The sequence below is a fragment of the Chloroflexota bacterium genome, assembly GCA_013152435.1.
GTDB lineage: Bacteria > Chloroflexota > Anaerolineae > DUEN01 > DUEN01 > DUEN01.
In genome coordinates this window covers 54,141-72,970 of sequence record JAADGJ010000076.1, presented here as the reverse complement: position 1 = coordinate 72,970, position 18,830 = coordinate 54,141, and the positions used below count along the sequence as shown (strand labels likewise).

Sequence of the window (18,830 nt, the reverse complement as noted above, 5' to 3'; positions counted from 1 at the left end):
GAAAGGCAGGTGCAGGCCGGAAAAGCGGGGTTTTCTGTGGAGGGGAGCCCCCCTCCACATCACCCCCTGTGGAGTTGGTGGTTGAGAGAGCCCCCTCAGACACCTTGCTGGTAAATTTTCAGACACGCTTTAAGGATCTCTGAGGAGAATTGCAATGCAGACGTACCTGGTTGATCTGCTGGCATGCCCGGCTTGTCACGGAGAACTGCAATGGGACATCGCCGACGGGCATGATGATCGCATCGAGGTCGCCGATGTACGCTGCTTGGCGTGCGCTGCCACCTACCCTGTCCGTGAGGGGATCGGCGTGTTTCTCACACCCGACCTGCCACGAGACGACCTATGGGAGCAGGTGGACAGCCACCTGGTCCAATACCTGCGTCAGCATCCCGAAGTCGAACGGCGGTTGATGGAGGTGCCGCTGGAGACATTGTCGCCGGCCGATCAGTTCTTCCGTGCGCTGATCCTGGACGAACGCGGCGAGTACGCTGCGGCGAAGGTCGCCGCCGAGCTGGCTCGTACCAGGGCATACACCTCGGAGTACCTCGCCTGCTCCAATAGCCAGGTGAATCACGCCATCGAACATCTCTCCTCGTCGGACAGCCCCATCGTGGATCTGGCCTCGGGCTTGGGCCATCTGCTGGAGGAAATGGCACGCCGGCTCACCTGTCCCATCGTCGCTACCGACTTCAGCCCCCGCGTGCTGAGGCGCGACCGCCAGCGGTTGGAGTTCTTCGGTCTCTACGACCGGGTAAGCCTGCTGGCCTTCGACGCCAGGCGCACCCCGTTCAAGGACGGGGCGGTCAAGACATTGACCACGTATCAGGGGCTTGCGAACATTAGGGAGCCTGGGAACCTGCTGCGTGAGCTACGACGGGTCGTTTCCGGGGAGTTCCTGGCCCTCTCGATCTTCTATCCAGAGGATGACGAGGCAAACGCTGAAGCGATCAACGAGATGGGGTTGGCTGACCTCCTCTTCCGCCGCGCGGCGTTGGAGCACTTCGCCGAGGCCGGCTGGGAGGTCGAGGTGGTCTATTCCTGCACCGGGAAGGCACGGCCGACTCCCACCGGCGTCGTGTTGGAAGGAGCGGGCATAGACGCTCTGCCGGTGGCCGAGACCAGACTGGAATGGTGTACCCTGCTGGCAAAGTAGCACATGTTGAGCGGTTGAATCGAGCTCCTGATCACCTGACCAGGGCAAAGATCAGGCATCTGACCAGCCTCAAGTCTCCCCAGATGCCTGGTGCATCCGAGGAGACTCCGTGTTATACCTGGGTCAGGTTGTGCGGCTATGAGAGAGGAGAATCCCAATGATACGCATCGTTGTGGCAATTGTGCTGATCGGGCACGGCCTGGTGCATCTGCTCGGCTTCGTCGTGCCCTGGCGGTTGGCCACCCTGGAGGAGATGCCCTACAAGACCACACTGCTCGCCGGCGCGCTGGATGTGGGCGCCACAGGCATCCGTGTGGTCGGGCTGCTCTGGCTGCTGGCGGCCATCGGTTTTGTGGTGGCCGGCGTCGCCGCCTTCACCCTGCACCCATGGTGGGGGAGCATCACGCTTGGGGTCACGCTGTTCTCCCTGGTACTCTGTATCCTGGGCTGGCCGGATGCCCGATTCGGCCTGCTGATCAACGTGGCCATCCTGGCTTACCTGTTCTTCGAGGGCCGGACGGACTGGCTACCACAGCCCCAGTAGGCCAAGCGACCGAACAGAAACGAGGAAAGACAAGGGATGAACATCACGATGAAAGCGATCGGGGGCATCGTCGGCGGGTTGGTGGCCCTGGCGGGCATCGGATGGTTGGGCCTCCAGGTGGAGCCGAAGCCGTTCCCCGCCTACCCGGAGCGAACGCCAGCCTTGAACGCCGTCAGGAGGCCGGCGGACCTGCCGGCGCCTGTCGCCCGATTCTACGAAACGATCATGGGAGAGGACGTCCCGATCATCGAGTCGGCGGTGATCACCGGGCGGGCCAGGCTGCGGCTCTTCGGCCTGCGTTTTCCCGCTCGCTTCCGGTTCACTCACATCGCCGGCCGGGGATACCGGCACTACATCGAGGCGACAATCTTCGGCTACCCGGTGATGAAGGTCAACGAGTGGTACCTCGACGGCAAGGCCCGCCTGGAGCTTCCCGTCGGCGTGATCGAGGGCGAGCCGAAGATCGACATGGCTGCCAACCTGGGGCTGTGGGCGGAATCGCTCTGGCTGCCATCCATCCTCGTCACCGACCCCCGCGTGCGCTGGGAGGCCATCGATGACACCACCGCCCGCCTGGTGGTGCCCTTCGGTGAGGGAGAGGACTCCTTCACGGCCACGTTCGACCCGCAGACCGGGCTGCTCCTCAAGCTGGAGGCACTGCGATGGAAGGAGCCCACCAGCGAGGCAAAGATCCTCTGGCGCAACGAGCCGCTGGGCTGGCGGGCCTTTCACGGGATCATGATCCCGTCACCCGCGGCCGCGATCTGGCAGGATGACGAGACGCCCTGGTCCGTGTGGACGATCGAGGAGGTCGTTTACAACGCGGACGTCTCCGAGTATATCCGAGCGAGGGGGTACTGAGAGATGAATTGGAGAGAATGGAAGAGCACTATCAAGGGGTTCTTCGGCCGTGGGACCTATCCGCACCAGCTATCGTTCGTGCTGGGATCCGCGCTGCGCCGACTGGTCCTGTCGCCGGGGGAACTGGCCGGGCGGCTTCATCTCGATGCGACCTCACGAGTGCTCGAGGTGGGGCCGGGGCCGGGCTACTTCAGCGTCGAGGTCGCCCGCCGCATCCCGCAAGGACGTCTGGAGCTGATCGATCTCCAGCGAGAGATGCTGGAGAAGGCGCGCCGGAGGCTTCAGGCGGCAGGTGCATGCAATGCAGGATTCACGCAGGGGGATGCTCGCACCCTCCCCTTCGCCGGGATGACGTTCGATGTCGCCTTCCTCGTCGCCGTGTTGGGCGAGGTGCCGGATCCAGCCGCCTGTCTACGGGGCATTCATCGGGTGCTTCGGCCCGGCGGGTTACTCTCTATCACCGAACAGCCCGGAGACCCCGACGCGCTCCCCCTGCCGACCGTCCGCGGGCTGGCCGAGCGAGCGGGGTTCGAATTCGTGGAGAGCTTCGGACGGGGGAAGAACTATACGGCGAACTTCAGGAAACCGGGCACAGACGACGCCTCGCCGTGAACCCGGCCGCCTGCTCCCCTGTACATCCTATCCTGACCGGCGATCGGCTTTGCCGCAGCTAGGACCACCTGGTCTGCGAATGTGTCTGAAGAACACACCACGAAGCCACGAAGACGCCAAGAAGGGCATGAAAAGGAGTATAGCGAGGCCGCTTCTTGCACTCGTAAGCCCTCCATGGTGCACTTCCGCCTTCTCTATCTTGGGCGTGTCTGAAAATTTACCGGCAAGATGTTCTGAGGGATCTCCCTCAACGACCAGCTCCACAGGGAGAAATGTGGAGGAGGCCTCCCCTCCACGGAAATCCCACTTTCCTGGCCTGTACCCGCCTCTCTCGGCCCCTTCCGCAGGACCCAGGCCGAGGCCAGGCAGGTCGAGGGCAAAAGAAGGGCTTTTTCCGGAGGGGCTCCGCCCAGCAGAGGCAACGGCATTTTTCAGACACACTCTTAGGGTCTTCGTGCCTTAGTGGTTCCCATCGCATTTTTCAGACACGCTCTGAAACACGCGGGGCGAGGCACGAGGGAAAGATGCCTGGCGGTTGGATGATCACATTGGCGGCTCTATGGCCCAATCTCCTTTGGATGCTGTTCCCGCCCCGAGGAATGCCGGATTCCGGCGGGGGAGCGGAAGCCCGGTCCCCCAGATTGTTGGAGACGATGGAACAGATCGGACGGATGGGGGTATTCGTCGTACCCCTCTTCTATCGGGTGGAGATCTCCGGCCCGCTGGAGAGGATCTGTGCGGGCGTGATGGCGCTCGCGCTGACCATCTACTATGTGGGATGGGCACGGTATTTCCTCAGGGGACGGAGCCACCCGTCGCTATACCAGGCCCTCATCAAGATACCTGTGCCGTTGGCCGTCAGCCCCGTCATCTACTTCGCAGCGGCGTCGGTGGTGCTGCACTCGGCAGTTCTGGCAGCGATGGCCGGGCTATTCGGCGCGTCTCACATATACCTGAGCTACCAGGAAGCCAGGCGAATCCACACCTGAACCACCGCTGAGTCGCAGAGGACGCCGAGAAAAGAGATAAGCGAGCAGCCGAAGGCGACGCCCTCGGCTGCTCTTATCTTCCAAAGCGCTGCGGCTCACCCTCGCGCTAGAGGCCGTATTGACTCCTCACCAGATCCGCCAGGCCCAGTTCCTCCAGTCTGGACAGGGGCGCCCGCATCGTCACCGTGACCACCCCAGGCAGGCGTCCGATCTCCACCGCCCCTGAGAGGGTCACCCGGTTCATCACCTCCTCCTGGGACATACCCAACAGCTCTGCCAGGCGAGCCACGCCGTTATCGGTGGCCTCATTCAGGTTCGCGCCGGAGCCCACCATCTGGATGGGGGCAGACTCCTCCAATACGTCCTGCCCGAACCGATCGGCCAGCTGCCTCGCGGCCTCCCTCTCGGCAGAGGTGAGAGGCCGGGCCAGGTACGGCAGATCCTCGAGAGGCGGCAGGAGGATCGGTCCCCCGATCTCCAGGCCTTTGAGCAAGCCCACCTGCAAAGTCACCTCCGCAGAGACGTCGGTGGTATGACCGGCGATCTCGCCATCTCCCTGCATGGCGTGGACGTCCCCCAGGTACACGCCACCCCCCGCCACCTTCACGGGGCAGATCAGGATGGCTCCCTCCCGCACGGAGTCGATGTCCAGATGCCCGTCGGTGCGAGCCTCCTCCAACTGCTCCTGGGTGATCCCATACTCGTGGGGCGCGCCGATCAGGAACTGCCCGAAGTCACCGGCGTTGTGAGAGTCGGGCATATCCACGGCCGGGGTGGTGCCGATGTTCCCGATAAAGGGGCGCATCCGGGTGGCCACGCCAGCGATATCGGCCGGGCACAGGGCCACGATGGGATTCTGGGCGGACTTCTCGGGTAACGCCATCACCTTCGCCGCGTCCCGGGCCAGCTTCTCGGCCACCTCCGGCTTCACGGTGACCGCTATCTGGCGGGCGTCGTCGAGGAGGATGGTATACCCGTTGGTCACCCGGAAGGGGCTGACCTCAGCACCGCATACGGCGCAGCGAATGGCCTCCGGCCCGATCCCCTCCACCCGGGTGGGCGGATTCTCCGTCCCGCATTCGGGGCAGTGACGGGCCACAAATGGATCGCCCGTGTAACGTCCTTCCACAAAGGACATGGTGCCGGAAGCGGTAGCGATGGAGGTCACCCGGATCTTCTGGATGCGGATGACGACGGCATCCCCGGGTTCGGCTCCCTCCACAGCCACCGGGGTGGTCACCTCGTGACCGCCACGGAAGGACGGGGTGATCATCGGCCCCCAACAGCCGGGGGCAGTCTCCGCGATGATAGTGCCGCCATCGGCTATCGGCCCCAGCATGGGGATGCTCGGCCCTACCAGACCGCCGGTGAACGTAGCGACACGGATGCTCTCGCTCACTTCCTTGCCCATGAGATCCCTCCTTTTCTCTATGATCCGATACGATAACCCTGCCATCTCTCCATTGATCTCGCGAGCCCCTCAAGGCCTTCGCCTCCACGGCGAATTCGATCGCACAGAGGCGCTAGCCACTGTACAACTCCACCCAATACTCCCGAAACTTCTCCTGAAACCTCTCGGCCGATTGCCGGGGGAACGGATATCCATCCGGCCCTACGAACGTGAACGGGCTTTCCAGATCCGGCTCCTCCGCCAGACGCTGCTTCTCAAATTTCTCCAGCCACACGTCGTAATGCTCGACCAGCTTCCCGGCATCCTCCAGAAGCTCAGGGGGGATAAGATGCCCCCGCCTCAGCAAGAGATCCCGGATCGTCTCGTTCCCCTCTCGGATCACCTTCGCCTCTAGATACAGGTTCTTCGACGTCCAGCGATCAAATGCCCGCCTCGTGCGATCGAGCTGCATGCTCACCGGACCCAGCAGGTTGGCGACCGCCTCCTCCTTCCACGAGCGCTGCGACCTGACCTCCTGCTCCACCGCCGTCAGATACCTGCGGAAGATCACCCCCATCACGGAGGAAGCCACGGCGCCGCTCAACAGGGCCGCCAGGACCAACTCCCCAATCGCCTTCCCGTCCATCACATCCCTCCTAACTCACGCTGTGGAGGAGGCCTCCCTAACCCCTTTCCCGGAAGCGCGGGATCAGGAACGGCGTTCGTCGCCTGTACTCCCAATACTCCTGCCCGAACCGCGCCTCCATCTCCCTCTCCTCGACGAGCCGGATATACGTCAAGAGCACGGCGGCCCCCAGCGCGACCAGGCCCACTGCCGAGAGCGATCCGCTCAGGATGGCGACGCCCAGGTAGAGCACGATGGTCCCCAACGCCATCGGGTTGCGGCAGTAGCCATAAGGTCCCTGTACGACCAACCTTTGCGTGGGCATGACCGGCGCCGGGGTCCCCCGTCCCACGGTGAACTGCACGTAGACGGACCATACGGCGAACAGAAAGCCCGCCACGACGAGCAACCCACCTAAGACAGCGCCGAGCGAACCATGCAGAAGGCGCGGCAAATGCAACCACCGATCTAGCGAGGATGCCAGGATGATGAGGGCGGCCGGGAATACGACCAGGAAGAAGGCCGCCTCGACCAACAGCGCGGCCAACCGCTGTCCAGGGCTGTACCCGTGTTCCGCCTGTTTCAGGGACTTTTCCTTCATTATATATGCCTTTCCACAAAGCACACGAGCATGCTGGTTACAGGCAAAGCGTCTGCGCCTCCCCGTTCATCTGTGGCGGCCGCCGAAGAACGCCCGAAAGAGGAACGCCCGCTCCGGCACCTCGCGCCGCTCGAATGCCTGAAAGAGCTCCGCGTCGTCGTAGGGTACGCCGCGATGCGCAAGGGAGAATCGCCCCTTCCGAAACTCGACGACGCTGTACCTGGCCACGGCTTCGGTGTGGCAACCCAACGAGCCTGGATTCACGTATCGCTTCTTGCCCTGGACATCGGACGCAACATGGTCGTGGCCGAAGAAGATCAGACCCGAGCGATATTGCGCAAACATCTCGTCCAAATCCGCCGCGCGAGGCCTCCGGATCACGGGCAGGAACTCCCGGCCGGAATCCGCCAGGCCGTAATGCGCGAACGTGACCCGCACCCCCTCAAAGTCATGTTCCAACACGTAGGGCCATCGGGCCAGGATCGACCGCAACTGTGAGGGAATGCGAGCGTGCGTCCACCGATGATGTCGCGCCTCGCCGTCGCTCATCCAGGGAGGACGGGGATCAGGCAGTCCATCCACGAACCAGGCATCGTGGTTCCCCATGAGGAGATGGATCTCGGGCATATGCAACAGCAGATCCAGGCATTCAGCGGGATAGGGACCGATGCCGATGGCATCCCCCAGATGGAAGGCGGCGTCGTATCCCTCCTGCCGAACCGCCTTCAGCGCCGCCCTCAGCGCGGGGAGATTGGCGTGAACATCCGTGAACACCACGATCTTCAGGGGCATTCCATCACCGGATCACCTCATGAGCGCGCAACTCCCGATACAGCCGCCTGGCCTCCTCCAACGCCGAACGATACAGCGGCACCAGGCGTCTCGTCTCCTCACATCCCGGACAGGCGCGATGAAAGAACAGGCTCTGCTCCTCGGGCGTCAGCCCACCGGCCGCGTGCGGATCCCGGATGTAGGCCTCTGCACAGCAGGCGGGATATCCGAAGTATTCGGCCTCCGCCCGGATCACCGCGGGGTCGCCCGACCGAATCGGCGTCCCATCGAACTCCCGTTTGTATTCCTCCATCAGGCCCTCGTCCATCCCGAGGATCCAGTGGGACACCTCCGTTCCATCCCCGGCCACACGCCGGATGGAGACCACCCGCAACCCAAGCGCCCGCAATAACGCCAGGACATCCGGGGCAACCGCGTACTCCAGCCGGCTTAACGGCTTCAGGCCCCTCGCCGTCAACACCCCGAGATAAATCGCCTCCTCTTCCAACTCCTCCGGCCCCGGCGGATCACCCAACCTCCTACGCATCGGCCACGATCTCCACCAAGCGCTTGACTACGTCTTTGGGCAGCGGATGCCCGGCATCGACATAGTGGTACAGCTCCGGAGAGAATTGCACGGACCGCCCATCCTGGTGCCGCACTTCAATCACGCCCATTCCCATCATCCCTCCGCAGTATGGACAGGACCTGAGCCCCCTTTGGACCATCCTGAGATCGACGAAGACATTGCCATAACGAACCACCAGGCTATCCACCCGCTCACCGGCCTCCACGAACTCTCGCAGCTTCTGGAGAGCTTCCTTTATTGTCATGGCCATCTTTCGCCTCCTCAGATCGATGCCCTTCGGAAGCGGGCATTCTGTCAGGCTCCCCCGGAAGCCCTGCTCTCGCAAGCGCCGATCGTTGACCGGCCTACCCCTCTCTCCTATAATATCCCCACGCAATACGCAATACGCACCACGCAACATGCAATACGCAACATGCAACACACATCGCACATTCCCCTATCCGAGTATACGGGCTCGCGCAGGCCGTGTCAACATCATGTTCCAGGGGAGTTATCTCTCCGCAACCATGCCGGAAACGGAGGGGGAAAAAGAGGAGGAGCCCATGGAGCGCAAGATCCTGTACGAACATCAAACGCCCGCCGGGCAGATCATTCGCGTCGTCCAGGGGGATCTCACTCAGGAGCCGGTGGACGCCATCGTCAACGCCGCCAACGAGCGCCTGGCCCACGGGGGCGGTGTGGCTGGCGCCATCGTTCGTAGGGGAGGATACGAGATCCAGGAGGAGAGCAATCGCTGGGTGCAGGAACACGGCCCGGTGCGCACCGGCACCGCGGCCATCACCGGCGCGGGCCGCCTGCCCGCCCGCTACGTGATCCACGCCGTGGGCCCCATCTGGCGCGGCCGCGGCGACGAGGACGAGCTGCTCGCCTCCGCCGTGACATCGGCGCTGACCCTGGCCGCCGAGCACGACCTCCGATCCGTCTCCCTGCCCGCCATCTCCTCAGGCATCTTCGGCTTTCCCAAGGAGCGAGCCGTGCGGGTGATCCTGGACGCGGTAGAGCAATTTCTGGCGGATCACCCGGACGGCCCGGTTCGGGAGGTCAACCTGTGCAACATCGACGCGCTCACCGCGAACCTGTTCCTGGAGGAGGCCCGGCGGCGATACGGTTCGTGATCCGTCTGTCCTCTCATCGAGGCCCGTACAGCCGCACCTCGAACACGCGAGCGGACGGATCCCCGTTGGTCGCGTGCACCGTCAGCCGCACGCTGTCGGCCGTCACCGGCTCGATGCGATGGACGATCTTCCGCTGGTAGTTCCCCTTCACCTCGACCACGCGGCGCCACTCGCCCTCTACCCGGGCTTCGATGGTGTAGTCCCGCACCGTCTCCGGCTGCGGCCCTCGGATCATGCGAGCGTTGAACCCATCGTCATGGGTCAGCGTCAACGGGCGGATGAACCCCGAATCGAACGTGAGGTGGATCTCATCCACGGGCGCGGGGCGCGGCAGGTCCACCCGGAGCCATTGAGGGAGGGGCTGCTCGGGATCGGACACCCACTGATGCGAGACGTCCCCTACCTGCCGGGTGATCCCGCTCAGCACCTGCTCGGCGCTGCAGCCCGGCCGCTGGCTGGATGCGGACACCGCCGCGTCGGCCGCCAGGTCGGCGGGGTCATCCGCGGGCAGTTCCAGGATGTACGCGTCGTCCTTCAGCAGAAGCTGTTGTAGCTCCTCAATGCGGTCGGCCGCCAGCTCGCGAGGCGTGATGCCGTCACGGACGCACAGGGCGGCGGCCGTGCCCACCGCCTGCCCCATCACCGCGCACGTGGCCATCACCCGCGTCGACGCGAAGGCCACATGGCTGGCGCTGATGTTGCGGCCCGCCATCATCATATTCTCGATGTTGCGGGAGTAGAGCGAGCGCAACGGGATGCTATATAGCGGCACATCGATCTGCACGCAGGGTGGCTGATCGGGCTGGTCGATGCCGTTCGGCGGGTGATAATCGATGGGCCATCCACCGAACGCGACCCGGTCCGGGAAGAGCGTGCTCTGCTCCAGATCCTGCTGGATCAGGATATAATCGCCGATGAAGCGGCGCGACTCCCGCTTGCCCGGGATCATGCCCACCCATTCCAGCGCCCAGTTCTCGGCCCCATGATCGCCGCCGTTCTTGATATGGTCCCACACGCCCAGGGCGATGGCCCACAACTCGTCCCGGATACGCTCATTGTCCTTGATCGTGTTCAGATCGCCACCCCACTCGATCCACCAGAAGCCATACTCGAAAGACCCATGCGGCCGATGGCGTAGATCCTCCTCCGTGAACTTGCGGGCCCAAGACGGCGCCCGGAACGGCACCGGTCGCCCGTAATCCCGGGCGATGAACAGGATGGACGACCCTAACGTCTGCCGATCCGGCCTCTCCGGCGCGTACGACTCGCCGAACTCGTCTCGCCCCTCCCGGCCCATGCGGAACTCCGCCCCGGCCTCGACGCCCAGTCGGCCATCCCCCGTGCAATCGACGAACAGCCCCGCCTCGATGGTGAACGCATCCTCGGTGGAAGGCCGCGTGGCGTGCACCTCGGCGATGCGCGAGGGCGAGGCCATGCGCACGCCGTCCACTTGGGTGTTGAGGAGCAGCCGGATATTGGGCTCGTCACGCACATATTCCCACAACAGCAGGTCGAAGAGCGATGCGCTGCGATGTGGATTGCGCACTGCGTCGTCCAGACGAATGGCCTCGATGATGCCGCTCTCCCGGGCGTGAGGGCGCCTGCCGCTGATATCCGCCCCCACGATATGCATGCGCACCTCGCTGGATGCGTTCCCACCCAGCACCGGGCGATCCTGGATCAGCGTGACCTGCGCGCCGTGCCGCGCCGCGGCGATGGCCGCGCATACTCCTGCCATTCCCCCCCCAGCTACCACCACATCACAACTCAATCGGTGATGATCCACAGGCATACGCGAACCCCCTGGTCAGATGTCGAACAATAGACGATGGACGATTACGACGGTCCCTCGCCCCACGCTTCCCGCCTTCCGCTATTTGCTAACTGCTGACCGCTGCCTGCTAACGGCTAAAGGATATCTTCCCCAACGCAATCCCGCCTCGATAAGCCGGATATAATTGGCGGCCGTGCGTGGCGTGATCTGCGGCTCATACGGGCCGGCCGTGGGCGCCAGGATCAGCCCGCCGCCCTGTCCCGCGTCGAGGATCGTCTGCCGTACCTGCGCCTCGATCTCCTCCGGCGTCCCGAGCTGGATATCGCCGTACTGCACGCTCCCGATCAAACACACCCGATCGCCCACCCGGCGTTTAGCCTCGGCCATGGTGCAATTCCCCTGGGGCGGCGCCTCGATGGGATGGATGCCGTCCGTCCCCATGTCCGCGATCCCCTCCAGCAGCTCGTCGATCGGGCCGTGGTGATGGACGATGGCGTACCCTCCGTGGCCATGGATCATCTCGATCAGCCGACCGTCGAACGGCGCCACCAGCCGGTCGAACACGGCAGGCGACACCAGCGGCGGGATGACGAACTCGGAGCCCACCAGGAACCACACCGGCCCCACGCCCTGTTCCAGCAACTCACGCACCATGACTTCCAACCGCTGATGCATGGCACGCACGAAGCGCTCCAACGCATCCATCTCCGTGAGCGTCCAGATGGCGAATTGCTGCGTGTCGGTGGCATGATACAGGATAGAGACGGCCGTGCCAAGATCCGCCATCATCAATCCGGCATCACCCAGCCGCGCCGCCGCATCCCAGAACTCGTCCAGCGGCGGAGAGAAGGGCTCGTAGGGGATGGACAACGCCTTCTCCAGGTCTTCGATCTCCCGGAAGAAGGCGGAGATGTCGCCCGGCGCGATGCTGCCATCCCGATGCCGCCGCACCTGCGAGACGAGCGGCCCCAGCGGCGTATCGATGATCCGGCGGGTGACGGTATACTCCCCGTCCTCGATGACCTCGTGCCGCTCCTCCGCGGCGGCGGTCAGGAACGGTGGCCGTTGGAACCCGCGCCGATCGAAGAAGTCCGTATATTGGAGCACGTAGGGAACCACTGGCGCGTAGGAGGGCTCGTGATACACGTCGGCGTAGTAGGACAGCCGCTCCCTGGGAAAGAGCATCCAGATGGGAACCCGATCGGGCTCCTTGCGCTGCAATGCCAGCAATAGCCGCTCACGCGAGGTCAGCTCACGGGACATAGGGGCTCTCCCTCCGCTCGGGCACGATCGATCTTCCCTTTCTATAGGCGGGGGCGGTCCATGAATCGCCCCTGTATCCGGTTCATGAACCGCCCCGCCCGACGATATCCGTAAAGGGGACCGCCCGGCTAGGTGTACGTGAAATACGCCGTGGCCGTGCAGTCCGCGTCCGCAATCACGCGGGCCCAATGTGCGCTGAATCCGACCGGGAATTCGTGGTGCACGTACCCGCCCGGGGGCACCTCGAACACATCATAAGCTGCCCAGGTCTGATTGCCCAGGAAATCCACCTCGACCGTGAACGAGACCGGGTGATCCGCCTGATGCGTCAGGTGCAGCACCTTATGCTCGAAGCCAGTCATGAGGAACGGATCGGAGGGGACGCCGGCCGTGACGCTCGCCTCCCACCAGGGGCCGCCCCATCCCTTGGGCTTGCCGAACCGCCACAGGTCGTCCGTCTTGCCGAACCAGAGGTTGGCCTGGGGCTCGCCGGCCAGCAGGTTCGCGTCGAAGATGGGCGTCACCTGATTACCCGCCAGGACCAGAAGCCCGCGCCAGGAACAGAAGTCGGGGATGATGCGCAGATGGGTGGCGATGGGCCGGACGCCCCAGACCTTGCCATCGAAGGGCACCGGCGACAGCTCGTAGAACATCCCGCTGCAGTCCATCAGATAACGCTCGCTCTCCACCTCCCGGATGCGCGGCCACTCCGTCTGCCAGCCGTGCTCCCAGGTGTGGCTGGCCTTGGGCAGACGATAGGTCTGCCACTCCCCGTCGATGAGGACCCTCAAGATGGCGGAGGCCCGATCCCATCCGGTGGCGAAGACCACCTGCCCCCAGTTGCGACGCCCGGTGACCTCATTGAACGGCTTTCGCTCCAGGACCCTCCAGCGGTTTCCATCCCACTCCGCCAATCGCCCCGCGGACTTCCCGCTCGCCCAGTCATCCTCATCGAAATGATTGTTGGCCACCACGACGCGTCCCTGTCCCGTGTGACCGCCTTTGAAGTGAGGCCACGTGCCTCGGGGGATATCCAGCTCCTTCACCAAGTCGAAGAGCTGCTGGGCAAACAACGTGCGCAGGTCCATCTCGATGAACTCCCCCTCCATGCCCAGGAAGTAGACCTTATTCTCGGGATCCTCCAGGTGCTCCATGGTGGCGGTCAGTCGGACGTTGACAAGCCTCTGAATCGTGCGAACCCGCCCCTGGACGTCGATCACGTGGGGGCCGATGATGAGCTGGTTCGATTGGGGATGGATCATGCGGTTGGCGTAGGTGCCGACCACGCTCTCCGGGTGCTTGCGGATACGGAACTGATCGTCGATCTCGAATAGGCCGGTGCCGGCGCCGGTGCTCGCCTTATGGGAGACATAGGTGACGAACCACAGCCGGCTCGCCCAGGGCATGAGCGCGCCGATGCCGCCTTCGGAACGGACCGGCAAGAGGTCCGCCCGCACGGCCAGATCGGGGATGACGCCGCTGATGCATAGCGGGTCATTCACCTGATGGCTATCTGCTGACATGGGGATCCATCTCCTTCAATAGCGCATAATGCCAATGAACCGGACGGCGGCGATGGCGCCTATCCCTTCAACCCCGAGAGGGTCACCCCCTGGACGAAATACCGCTGGAAGATGGCGAACACGATAAGCATGGGGAGCACCATAAGCACCGAGGCCGCCATGAGCTGGTTGTAAAGCGACCCCTGACCGGGCATGGCGGTGAAGGTGTACAGCCCCAACGCCAGGGTGTGCAACCGCTCGTCGTTCAGATAGAGCAAAGGCCCGATGAAGTCGTTCCAGGCCGCCTGAAACGAGAAGATGGAGACCACGATGATGGCGGGGCCGGATAGCGGCAGCATGATCCGGGCCCAGATGTTGAATTCCGACGCGCCGTCGATGCGCGCCGCGTCCACCAGCTCCTCCGGAATGGTGAGGAAGAACTGGCGGAGCAGGAACACATAGAAGGGGTTCCCGAAAAAGGCCGGAACGATGAGCGGCAGGAAGGTGTTCACCCAGCCCAGCTTGCTGAAGCCGATGTACATGGGCACCATGCGCACGGCGAACGGCAGCATCATGGTGCTCAGGAGGATGACGAAGAGAGGCTCACGGCCGGGGAATCGCAGCCGGGCGAACCCGTACGCCACCAACGTGCACGAGAGCAGCTCCCCGATCATGGAGAACACCGTGATGATCGCCGTGTTCTTGAAGCTGCGGCCAAAGTGCCAGAACTTCAGCGCCTTGGTGTAGTTTTCCCACTGCACGGGCTCAGGGATCCACTCCGGCGGCCACTTGCCGATCTGGGACAACGGCATCAACGAGGAGGTGAACAACCAGAACAATGGGATCAGAAAGAGGAGGCTCAACCCCGCCAACGCCAGGTACGTCAGCCCCAGCCCGATGCGGCGCCTCCACACCTTGCCCAGGCTACGGCGCGGCCTCACCCCTGTTACAACGCTCATCGCTCCCCCCTTAGCCACCGTAGAAGACCCAGCGATCCGATGATTTCACCAGCAAGACGGTCAGCACCAGGATGATCAGGAACAGGATCCAGGCCAGGGCGGATGCGTACCCCATCTTGAAGAAGCGGAAGGCGTTATCATACAGGTAGAGCATATAGAAGCGAGTGGAGTTCAGCGGCCCCCCATCGGTCATGATGAAGGCCTGGACGAACACCTGGAAGGTGTTGATGATGTTGATGATCAGGTTGAAATAGATCGTGGGGGTCATCATCGGGATCGTGACATTCCACAGGCGCTGCCACGCGTTGGCGCCGTCCAGCTCGGCCGCCTCATAGAGGTGCTGCGGGATGCCCTGCAGGCCGGCCAGGAAGATCACCATGTTCCCGCCCACCCACCAGATGCTCATGAGGATCAGCGCCGGCTTCGACCACTTGGGGCTGGTCAGCCAGGGGATCGGGTCGATGTGGGCCAGACTCAGCGCGTAGTTGATGAGCCCAAACTTGGGGTTCAGCAGATAGAGCCACAGCACGGTGGTGGCCACCAGCGGCGTGATGGAGGGCACGTAGAACAGCGTGCGCCAGATGGTCAGCCCACGGACCTTCACGTTCAGGAGCAGGGCCAGGGCAAAGCCCAAGACGATGCGCAGCGGCACCGCCCCGACGACATAGTAGGCCGTGTTCCCCAGCGACTTCCAGAACAGCGGCTCGCGAGAGAACGCCTTGACGTAATTGTTGATCCCGACCCACTTACCCGGCTGCAGAATCGAGTACGTGGTGAAGCTCAGGTAGAGTGAGGCGACGAAGGGGCCGAGCACGAACAGCAGGAGGCCCAAAAGCCAGGGGGAGATGAAGAGATACCCCAGAAGAGCCTCCTTGCGCCGTGCGGTGGACAGGCTGCCCCATGAGGCTTCCCCGTGCCTTCGCGTGGTAAACATGGCTGGCATCGCCCACTCCTTGCGAGGTCGGAAGACCGACGATGGATCGAGTCCATCGGAAAAACGCGGCGCGACGGCGAATCCACGCCCACCTGAAGCGAAGCCGACCCGACGACCAGCCACGCCCCCTCACGCCCTGGAGGACCGGGCATGAGACATGTGATCGGGCGCACCTGAAAGGATCAGGTGCGCCCAGATGTCGCGTCGCATGGACGGGACGTGGTCCGCCCGAACGCGCCTACGAACGTTCCGCCCAGTACTCATCCAGGACGCGCTGCGCTTCCTCCGCGCCCCACTGCAGGGCCTCCTCGGGCGTGCGCACGCCGTAGGTGGCCTCCTCGGTCATCTGCCCGATGATCTGCTGGATCTGCGGCTGGACGGGGGTGATGGGCACCCAAACATCCTGGCTCATGACGCTCAAAATGTCGTTCCAGAGCGGGTTGCCCTCGCCGGAGGCCGGGTCCTCATTGCAGTACTTGAGCGGTGAAGGGCGCTTCTGCTGCTGCAGGAACCAGCAGGCGCCGTCCTTCTCCGTGGTCAGCCACTTGACCAGGAGCCACGCCTCCTCCTCATGCTCCACGCCGCGCGGGATCACGTAGCCCCATCCGCCATAGGCGAGGCCGTGGGACTCGCCGTTGGGACCATGCGGCACAACGCTCACGCCCAGGTCGGGGATCATGTCCGGGGCGTACTCCTTGATCTTGAAGAACTCCCACGACCCGTTGATCTGCATGGCCTCGTAGTCGTTGTAGAACGGCCCGTTCTCCCACTCGCCGGTCTGGCTGTAAAAAGCGGCCACCTCCTCAGCGCCCCCGTTGATGTCGTTCGTGAAGTTGACCATCCACTTCAGGGCCTCCAGCCCGGCCGGGCTGTTGAACTGGATCGTCCTGAGGTCCTCGCTGATCCAGGTGCCGCCGTTGTTGTAGAGCCAGAGGAAGAAGGGGCGGCCGTCGCCTACGCTCAGGACGTTGATGCCAACTCTCTTGAGCGTGCCGTCCTCGACCACCGTGAGCGCCTTGGCCACCTCCTCCAGCTCATCCCAGGTCTCTGGCGGCTTCTCTGGGTCCAACCCGGCCTCCCGGAACCAGCGCTTGTTGCGCCACACCAGATCCAGCGCCCCGCCCGTGGGAAGGGGCAGGATCCACGTCTTCCCCTTGTACTGGCATCCCTTGAACTCCGCCTCGTAGAAGAGGTCCTTGGTGACGCCGTCACGCTCCATCCACGAATCCAGCGGCAACAGGGCGTTCTGCTCCACGAAGGACGGCATGTCATGTCGCCCCAACATGGTCACGTCGGGGGGATCATTGGCAGCCACCGCGGTCAGGATCTTCTCCAGCCGCTGATCCCATGGCTGCAACGTCACCTCCACCGTGATCCATGGGTACTTCTCCATGAAGCGATTGATCTGCTCCTCCATCAGGGGGACGCGATTGCCACCCCAGTGGTGCCAGAAGCGGAGCGTCACCGGCTGGCGCTCGGCTTCGCCGCCCTCCTCCGCCGCCGGGGCCTTTCCCTCAGCCGGCGCCTGCGGCGCCGCGGGCGCACAGGCGGCCACCCATGCTCCCGCCCCGGTCAAGGCGATCAGGCGCATGAACTCGCGCCGGGTCAACCCCTGCCTCGTCCGATTCTTGCTAACCATGGCGTCTCCTCCTGAAATCACAACTCATGGGGAAAGAAGGGGGCATGGGACCACCGCCGTACGAGCCTACCCCGCAGGCGAAGGATGACTCCCCGTAGACCCCCTAACGACCAGGGACGTGGGCAACAAGACATGCCACTGTTCACCGTCCGGTTCCTCGATCATCATGCACAACCGGCGAGCCGCGATGACGCCCAGCAGGCGCGCATCGAAGTGGACGGACGTCAGCGGAGGATCCGTGAAACGAGAGATCTCCTCATTGTGGAATCCCGTGATGGCGATATCGTCGGGCACCCGATAGCCGCGCTCGCGAATCGCCCGCAGCCCACCCAAAGCCATGGCATCATGAGCATAGGCGATGGCATCCAGGTCCTGGGCCTGATCAAGCAATCGCTGAGTCTGCTCGTAGCCGGATTCCGGCGTGAACTCGGCTGAGATGACCTGCTCTGGGGAGAAGGGCAGATGATGCTCGCAGAGGGTCAGGCGAAATCCCTTGTACTTCTCCTCGCTGGTCGTCGTCGTGGGCGGGCCGTTCACCAGGCCGATGCGCCGGCGTCCCTTCTCGATCAGATGGGCCACAACCTGTTCCATGCCATGGAAGACATCCGCCATGACGCAGTTGACGCGCAGCGGCAGGACGTGAGCCCCCGCGATCACAAAGGGAACCCCCAACGCCTGGAGGCTTCGCACGAAATCACGATCGACGACCCCGCCCATCAGGATGAGCCCGGTCACCGCCGGATCGTCCGCGTACTGGCGCGCCTCCTCCGCCCGCATATTCGTGCGTTGAATCCGGGTCGCAACGCCGTGACACTCGAAGATCGATTGCGCGCCGGAGGAGACCATGCGCTCCAGATAACCGCCGACGGAATACATGTCCGGCTTGTCATATGAGGCCGTTGTGTAGTACGCCAGCATCAGCACCATGCGAGCCGCCTGGCGGGGACGGCGCAGGGCATTCAGAGGATACCCGAGGTCCTGGGCAGCCTGCCACACCGCCGCACGCGTGGCCTCGCTCACATAGGGATATCCGTTCAACACCCGAGAGACGGTGGAGGTCGAAACGCAGGCCTGACGGGCGATATCACGCAACGTCACACGCACGAGGAAACCCCTTACCGTACCGAGGACAGTGGAGATGGTCAAACAGGTGGGAGGATCGCAAGACGGCAGAGGTCACGAGAACGGCTTGACCATCCTGTTTTGGAACGAGCATCTACCTTGAAAGCATTGTCGCGCCCATCCTGAAACATGTCAACGGGTTCTCGCAAGATTGCAACAAATCTGCAACACCGGCGACTCCGATGGACTTCTTGGATCATCAGGGCTCGGCAGCCGGTACGGTTCACCGTGTTGGCTCGCCCTGAAGTGGTCCCTTGGCGCGCCGCCGGCGTTCGCTTCGGTCCCCATCCCCCGAAGTCCTCCCTTCCCGGAGGAGGCGGGGGCCAGGGGGTGGAGGGAGTTCAGGACAACCGGTCAAAGTCACTGTGGCAAGCCCCCGGGTTCCTT

At 63.7% G+C, this 18,830-nt stretch carries 19 protein-coding genes; 6 read left to right on the top strand and 13 right to left on the bottom strand.

The window, feature by feature from the left end:
- Positions 1-154 precede the first annotated feature (154 nt).
- From GXP39_10965 to GXP39_10945, 5 genes are all read left to right on the top strand, one after another.
- On the top strand, positions 155-1,153 hold the full coding sequence (locus GXP39_10965; protein ID NOZ28556.1) for a methyltransferase domain-containing protein: 999 nt from the start codon (positions 155-157) through the stop codon (positions 1,151-1,153).
- Positions 1,154-1,310: 157 nt separating this feature from the next.
- On the top strand, positions 1,311-1,697 hold the full coding sequence (locus GXP39_10960; protein NOZ28555.1) for an ABC transporter permease: 387 nt from the start codon (positions 1,311-1,313) through the stop codon (positions 1,695-1,697).
- 36 nt (positions 1,698-1,733) lie between these two features.
- Positions 1,734-2,558 carry a hypothetical protein gene (locus tag GXP39_10955; protein NOZ28554.1) on the top strand — a complete coding sequence of 275 codons (825 nt, stop codon included), beginning with the start codon at positions 1,734-1,736 and terminating at the stop codon, positions 2,556-2,558.
- A 3-nt stretch (positions 2,559-2,561) separates the two neighbouring features.
- Complete coding sequence (locus tag GXP39_10950) at positions 2,562-3,170, top strand: class I SAM-dependent methyltransferase (GenBank protein NOZ28553.1); 609 nt, start codon at positions 2,562-2,564, stop codon at positions 3,168-3,170.
- A 653-nt stretch (positions 3,171-3,823) separates the two neighbouring features.
- Positions 3,824-4,159, top strand: coding sequence for a hypothetical protein (locus GXP39_10945; GenBank protein ID NOZ28552.1), 336 nt, complete (start codon positions 3,824-3,826; stop codon positions 4,157-4,159).
- 106 nt (positions 4,160-4,265) lie between these two features.
- On the opposite strand, the gene GXP39_10940 is transcribed toward GXP39_10945, so the two are convergent.
- From GXP39_10940 to GXP39_10915, 6 genes are all read right to left on the bottom strand, one after another.
- The gene (locus tag GXP39_10940; GenBank protein ID NOZ28551.1) at positions 4,266-5,570 is read right to left on the bottom strand and encodes an acetamidase/formamidase family protein; all 1,305 of its coding nucleotides are present in this window, start codon (positions 5,568-5,570) and stop codon (positions 4,266-4,268) included.
- A gap of 112 nt (positions 5,571-5,682) precedes the next feature.
- A complete protein-coding gene (locus GXP39_10935) occupies positions 5,683-6,195 on the bottom strand; it encodes a hypothetical protein (GenBank protein ID NOZ28550.1) in 513 nt (170 codons plus the stop codon).
- A 37-nt stretch (positions 6,196-6,232) separates the two neighbouring features.
- Positions 6,233-6,775: an isoprenylcysteine carboxylmethyltransferase family protein gene (locus tag GXP39_10930; GenBank protein NOZ28549.1), complete on the bottom strand. Its 543-nt coding sequence runs from the start codon at positions 6,773-6,775 to the stop codon at positions 6,233-6,235.
- A gap of 66 nt (positions 6,776-6,841) precedes the next feature.
- Positions 6,842-7,567, bottom strand: a complete 726-nt coding sequence (locus tag GXP39_10925) for a metallophosphoesterase family protein (GenBank protein ID NOZ28548.1) — start codon at positions 7,565-7,567, stop codon at positions 6,842-6,844.
- A 4-nt stretch (positions 7,568-7,571) separates the two neighbouring features.
- Entirely contained in the window at positions 7,572-8,093 is a 522-nt protein-coding gene (locus GXP39_10920; GenBank protein ID NOZ28547.1) for a hypothetical protein, read from the bottom strand.
- A complete protein-coding gene (locus tag GXP39_10915) occupies positions 8,086-8,385 on the bottom strand; it encodes a hypothetical protein (protein ID NOZ28546.1) in 300 nt (99 codons plus the stop codon). Before GXP39_10915 ends, GXP39_10920 begins: the two co-directional genes overlap by 8 nt.
- On the opposite strand from GXP39_10915, the gene GXP39_10910 reads away from it, so the two are divergent.
- Positions 8,378-9,250 carry a hypothetical protein gene (locus GXP39_10910; GenBank protein NOZ28545.1) on the top strand — a complete coding sequence of 291 codons (873 nt, stop codon included), beginning with the start codon at positions 8,378-8,380 and terminating at the stop codon, positions 9,248-9,250. The two genes, GXP39_10915 and GXP39_10910, sit on opposite strands and share 8 nt — an antisense overlap.
- A 13-nt stretch (positions 9,251-9,263) precedes the next feature.
- On the opposite strand, the gene GXP39_10905 is transcribed toward GXP39_10910, so the two are convergent.
- The 7 genes from GXP39_10905 to GXP39_10875 all read right to left on the bottom strand — a co-directional run bounded on the left by GXP39_10905 (position 9,264) and on the right by GXP39_10875 (position 18,425).
- The gene (locus GXP39_10905) at positions 9,264-11,042 is read right to left on the bottom strand and encodes an FAD-dependent oxidoreductase (protein ID NOZ28544.1); all 1,779 of its coding nucleotides are present in this window, start codon (positions 11,040-11,042) and stop codon (positions 9,264-9,266) included.
- Between the two features lie 81 nt (positions 11,043-11,123).
- Complete coding sequence (locus GXP39_10900; GenBank protein NOZ28543.1) at positions 11,124-12,287, bottom strand: hypothetical protein; 1,164 nt, start codon at positions 12,285-12,287, stop codon at positions 11,124-11,126.
- 128 nt (positions 12,288-12,415) lie between these two features.
- Positions 12,416-13,810, bottom strand: a complete 1,395-nt coding sequence (locus GXP39_10895) for a hypothetical protein (protein ID NOZ28542.1) — start codon at positions 13,808-13,810, stop codon at positions 12,416-12,418.
- Positions 13,811-13,869: 59 nt separating this feature from the next.
- Positions 13,870-14,748, bottom strand: coding sequence for a carbohydrate ABC transporter permease (locus GXP39_10890; GenBank protein ID NOZ28541.1), 879 nt, complete (start codon positions 14,746-14,748; stop codon positions 13,870-13,872).
- Between the two features lie 10 nt (positions 14,749-14,758).
- A complete protein-coding gene (locus tag GXP39_10885) occupies positions 14,759-15,682 on the bottom strand; it encodes a sugar ABC transporter permease (protein NOZ28540.1) in 924 nt (307 codons plus the stop codon).
- 238 nt (positions 15,683-15,920) lie between these two features.
- Positions 15,921-17,321 carry an ABC transporter substrate-binding protein gene (locus tag GXP39_10880; GenBank protein ID NOZ28539.1) on the bottom strand — a complete coding sequence of 467 codons (1,401 nt, stop codon included), beginning with the start codon at positions 17,319-17,321 and terminating at the stop codon, positions 15,921-15,923.
- Between the two features lie 66 nt (positions 17,322-17,387).
- Positions 17,388-18,425 carry a LacI family transcriptional regulator gene (locus GXP39_10875; protein NOZ28538.1) on the bottom strand — a complete coding sequence of 346 codons (1,038 nt, stop codon included), beginning with the start codon at positions 18,423-18,425 and terminating at the stop codon, positions 17,388-17,390.
- Between the last annotated feature and the right edge of the window lie 405 nt (positions 18,426-18,830).

Excerpts from the sequence above, each read along its gene's own strand:
- GXP39_10940 (NOZ28551.1), bottom strand. The coding sequence starts at position 5,570 with ATGGGCAAGGAAGTGAGCGAGAGCATCCGTGTCGCTACGTTCACCGGC.
- GXP39_10950 (NOZ28553.1), top strand. The coding sequence starts at position 2,562 with ATGAATTGGAGAGAATGGAAGAGCACTATCAAGGGGTTCTTCGGCCGT.
- GXP39_10935 (NOZ28550.1), bottom strand. The coding sequence starts at position 6,195 with ATGGACGGGAAGGCGATTGGGGAGTTGGTCCTGGCGGCCCTGTTGAGC.
- GXP39_10900 (NOZ28543.1), bottom strand. The coding sequence starts at position 12,287 with ATGTCCCGTGAGCTGACCTCGCGTGAGCGGCTATTGCTGGCATTGCAG.
- GXP39_10905 (NOZ28544.1), bottom strand. The coding sequence starts at position 11,042 with ATGCCTGTGGATCATCACCGATTGAGTTGTGATGTGGTGGTAGCTGGG.
- GXP39_10960 (NOZ28555.1), top strand. The coding sequence starts at position 1,311 with ATGATACGCATCGTTGTGGCAATTGTGCTGATCGGGCACGGCCTGGTG.
- GXP39_10955 (NOZ28554.1), top strand. The coding sequence starts at position 1,734 with ATGAACATCACGATGAAAGCGATCGGGGGCATCGTCGGCGGGTTGGTG.
- GXP39_10920 (NOZ28547.1), bottom strand. The coding sequence starts at position 8,093 with ATGCGTAGGAGGTTGGGTGATCCGCCGGGGCCGGAGGAGTTGGAAGAG.
- GXP39_10885 (NOZ28540.1), bottom strand. The coding sequence starts at position 15,682 with ATGTTTACCACGCGAAGGCACGGGGAAGCCTCATGGGGCAGCCTGTCC.
- GXP39_10925 (NOZ28548.1), bottom strand. The coding sequence starts at position 7,567 with ATGCCCCTGAAGATCGTGGTGTTCACGGATGTTCACGCCAATCTCCCC.
- GXP39_10880 (NOZ28539.1), bottom strand. The coding sequence starts at position 17,321 with ATGGTTAGCAAGAATCGGACGAGGCAGGGGTTGACCCGGCGCGAGTTC.
- GXP39_10965 (NOZ28556.1), top strand. The coding sequence starts at position 155 with ATGCAGACGTACCTGGTTGATCTGCTGGCATGCCCGGCTTGTCACGGA.
- GXP39_10945 (NOZ28552.1), top strand. The coding sequence starts at position 3,824 with ATGGAACAGATCGGACGGATGGGGGTATTCGTCGTACCCCTCTTCTAT.
- GXP39_10895 (NOZ28542.1), bottom strand. The coding sequence starts at position 13,810 with ATGTCAGCAGATAGCCATCAGGTGAATGACCCGCTATGCATCAGCGGC.
- GXP39_10890 (NOZ28541.1), bottom strand. The coding sequence starts at position 14,748 with ATGAGCGTTGTAACAGGGGTGAGGCCGCGCCGTAGCCTGGGCAAGGTG.
- GXP39_10930 (NOZ28549.1), bottom strand. The coding sequence starts at position 6,775 with ATGAAGGAAAAGTCCCTGAAACAGGCGGAACACGGGTACAGCCCTGGA.
- GXP39_10910 (NOZ28545.1), top strand. The coding sequence starts at position 8,378 with ATGGCCATCTTTCGCCTCCTCAGATCGATGCCCTTCGGAAGCGGGCAT.
- GXP39_10915 (NOZ28546.1), bottom strand. The coding sequence starts at position 8,385 with ATGGCCATGACAATAAAGGAAGCTCTCCAGAAGCTGCGAGAGTTCGTG.